Here is a 3,349-nt window from a genome sequence, read left to right on the forward strand (position 1 = left end):
TCGCGTGGTCGGGCAGGGCGAGGCAGGGTGGTGCCATCGGGTTCCGGGCCGGCGCACTCCAGCCGCTGCTCCCATGCCAGGGCCGGGGCGCGCCCGGCGCCGGGTCACGGGGACAGGACCTGCCCGCGGTCGCGATCAGCGCACCGGAACCCGGTGGACAGACCTCCGCCGGCGGGCGGACCGGGCGCCGGCGCCGGGCGCGCTCCACCGAGCGCCCGGAGTTTGCCGTGCGCCGCCTGCTGCCGCAGGCGCTGGTGGTCGCCTTCCTGGCCGGCGGCACCACCGCGTTCGTCGCCCAGGACAAGGCGGTCGAGCTGAGCGTCGACGGCCGTCCGCGCACCCTGCACACCTTCGCCGACGACGTGAGCGAGCTGCTCGCCGAGGAGGGCGTGCACGTGGGCCCGCACGACATGGTCGCGCCCGCCCCCGGCACCGCACTCGCCGGCGGGGACGAGGTCGCGGTGCGCTACGGGCGCCCCGTGCGGCTCACCCTGGACGGCCGGCGGCGCGAGGTGTGGACGACGGCCCGCACGGTGGAAGGCGCGCTGGAAGAGCTGGGCGTGCGCGCCGAGGGCGCCCATCTGTCGGCCTCGCGCTCCCTGACCATCGGACGCACCGGACTCGCGCTCGACGTGCGCACCGAGCGCGCCTTCACGATCATGGCGGACGGCCGGACCCGTACGATCCGCACCAACGCGGCCACCGTGGGCGAGGCGCTGCGGGAGGCCGGCATCACCCTGCACGGACAGGACACCACCTCCGTCCCGCCCGGCAGCTTCCCGCGCGACGGGCAGACGGTGACCGTGATGCGGGTGACCGGCAGCCGGGAGACCCGCGAGGAACAGATCCCGTTCCTGGTCGAGCGGGCCGAGGACCCCACCCTCTTCAAGGGCGTCGAGGTCGTCGCGGAGCCCGGCCGGCCCGGACTGCGGCGCATCACCTACCTGCTGCGCACCGTCAACGGGGTCCGCGACAAGCCGCGCCAGGAGAGCGCCGAGGTGGTGAGCGGACCGCGCAAACAGCTGGTGAAGGTGGGCACCAAGCCGCTGCCGTCCTCCGTGCAGGGCGCCGACCACCTGAACTGGCGCGGACTCGCCGCCTGCGAGTCCGGCGGCCGCCCCCACGCGGTCGACCCCTCCGGCACCTACGGCGGGCTCTACCAGTTCGACGCCCACACCTGGCACAGCCTCGGCGGCACCGGACGCCCGGAGGACGCGCCCGCGGAGGAGCAGACCTTCCGCGCGAAGAAGCTGTACTCCCGCCGGGGAACGACCCCGTGGCCGCATTGCGGGGCGCGGCTGCGTGGGTGAGCGCGGCGCCGGGTGAGCGGTACCTGGTGACCATGCGCCGCGGTGACCGGGCGAGTCCTGTCGGTGGCACGTCCGCCCGCGGCAGGGGCGCCCGTTCGGCCCCGTACCCTTGTCGGGTGAGCAGCCCCACCCCCGACGCCCTCCTCGGCCCCGCCGACGTCCGCGAGCTCGCGGCCGCGCTCGGTGTCCGTCCCACCAAGCAGCGCGGCCAGAACTTCGTGATCGACGCCAACACGGTCCGCCGTATCGTCCGTACCGCCGAGGTACGGCCCGACGACGTGGTCGTCGAGGTCGGACCGGGCCTCGGCTCGCTCACCCTGGCGCTGCTGGAGGCCGCCGACCGGGTCACCGCCGTCGAGATCGACGACGTGCTGGCCGCCGCGCTGCCCACGACCATCGCCGCGCGCATGCCGGAGCGCGCCGACCGGTTCGCGCTGGTCCACTCCGACGCGATGCACGTCACCGAGCTGCCCGGCCCCGCGCCGACCGCCCTGGTGGCGAACCTGCCCTACAACGTCGCCGTGCCGGTGCTGCTGCACATGCTCCAGACCTTCCCCGGCATCGAGCGGACGCTGGTCATGGTGCAGTCGGAGGTCGCCGACCGGCTCGCCGCGGCGCCCGGCTCGAAGGTGTACGGCGTGCCGTCCGTGAAGGCCAACTGGTACGCCGAGGTGAAGCGGGCCGGGGCCATCGGCCGCAATGTGTTCTGGCCCGCGCCGAACGTCGACAGCGGACTCGTCTCCCTCGTCCGGCGGGCCGAGCCGATCAAGACGACGGCCTCCCGGGCGCAGGTCTTCGCGGTGGTCGACGCGGCCTTCGCGCAGCGCCGCAAGACCCTGCGCGCCGCGCTCGCCGGCTGGGCCGGGTCCGCGGCCGCCGCCGAGGCCGCCCTGGTCGCCGCGGGCGTCTCACCGCAGGCGCGCGGGGAGTCGCTGACCGTCGAGGAGTTCGCCCGCATCGCCGAGAACGGCCCGCGCGCCGCCTGACACCGAGCAGCATCGACACAGCCCCGACAGCCCAAGGAGCCCGGTCAGCAGTGAGCGTCACGGTCCGCGTCCCCGCCAAGGTCAACGTCCAGCTCGCCGTGGGCGCCGCCCGCCCCGACGGGTTCCACGACCTCGCCAACGTCTTCCTCGCCGTCGGCCTGTACGACGAGGTCACCGTCACCCCGGCCGACGAGCTGCGCGTCACCTGCGAGGGCCCGGACGCCGGCGAGGTCCCCCTGGACCGCACCAACCTCGCCGCGCGTGCGGCCCTCGCGCTCGCCGGGCGCCGGGGCATCGAGCCGGCCGTGCACATCCACATCGCCAAGGACATCCCGGTCGCCGGCGGCATGGCGGGCGGCAGCGCGGACGGCGCGGGCGCGCTGCTCGCCTGCAACGCGCTGTGGGGCGCCGGCGCCTCCCGCGCGGAACTCCTCGCCATCTGCGCCGACCTGGGCAGCGACGTCCCGTTCAGCCTGGTCGGCGGCGCGGCCCTCGGCACCGGGCGCGGCGAGCAGCTGACCGCCCTGGAGGTCGGCGGCACCTTCCACTGGGTGTTCGCGATGGCCGGGCGCGGGCTGTCCACCCCGGCCGTCTTCCGAGAGTTCGACCGGCTCGCCGAGGGCCGGGACATCCCCGCGCCCGTGGCCTCCCCTGACCTGCTGGACGCGCTCGCCAAGGGCGACCCGGACGCGCTCGCCGCCGCCGTCTCCAACGATCTCCAGCCCGCCGCGCTCTCCCTCTTCCCGGAACTCGCCGACACCCTCGCCGCGGGCCGGGCGGCCGGCGCACTGGCCGCGCTGGTCTCCGGTTCCGGTCCGACCACGGCGTTCCTCGTCCGCGACCCGGAGTCGGCGCAGGCGGTGGCCGAGGCCCTGCGCGCCTCCGGGACCTGCCGCACGGTACGCATGGCGACCGCACCCGCACCGGGCGCCACCGTCCTGACGACGACCGAGGACACGGGCGTACCCGCGGACGCGTGACCGAACGCGCGCACGCCGTCTGTACGGGAACATGGCAGGCATGACGGACGCCGCTGACGCCCCCCGCGCCCCG

3 protein-coding genes are annotated in these 3,349 nt (G+C 75.8%); all 3 read left to right on the top strand.

Features of this window, described 5'->3' with window-relative positions; translation table 11 throughout:
- The first annotated feature begins 35 nt into the window (after positions 1-35).
- The 3 genes from ACWEN3_RS43975 (at position 36) to ACWEN3_RS43985 (ending at position 3,276) form a co-directional block, all read left to right on the top strand.
- Positions 36-1,310 (top strand): ubiquitin-like domain-containing protein, encoded by a 1,275-nt coding sequence (locus tag ACWEN3_RS43975; protein WP_452983620.1) that lies wholly within the window; start codon positions 36-38, stop codon positions 1,308-1,310.
- A gap of 116 nt (positions 1,311-1,426) precedes the next feature.
- Positions 1,427-2,296 carry a 16S rRNA (adenine(1518)-N(6)/adenine(1519)-N(6))-dimethyltransferase RsmA gene (gene rsmA, locus ACWEN3_RS43980; protein WP_452983614.1) on the top strand — a complete coding sequence of 290 codons (870 nt, stop codon included), beginning with the start codon at positions 1,427-1,429 and terminating at the stop codon, positions 2,294-2,296.
- A gap of 50 nt (positions 2,297-2,346) precedes the next feature.
- Positions 2,347-3,276, top strand: coding sequence for a 4-(cytidine 5'-diphospho)-2-C-methyl-D-erythritol kinase (locus tag ACWEN3_RS43985; RefSeq protein ID WP_452983617.1), 930 nt, complete (start codon positions 2,347-2,349; stop codon positions 3,274-3,276).
- Positions 3,277-3,349: the final 73 nt, after the last annotated feature.

It is taken from the genome of Streptomyces sp. NPDC004561, assembly GCF_053602155.1.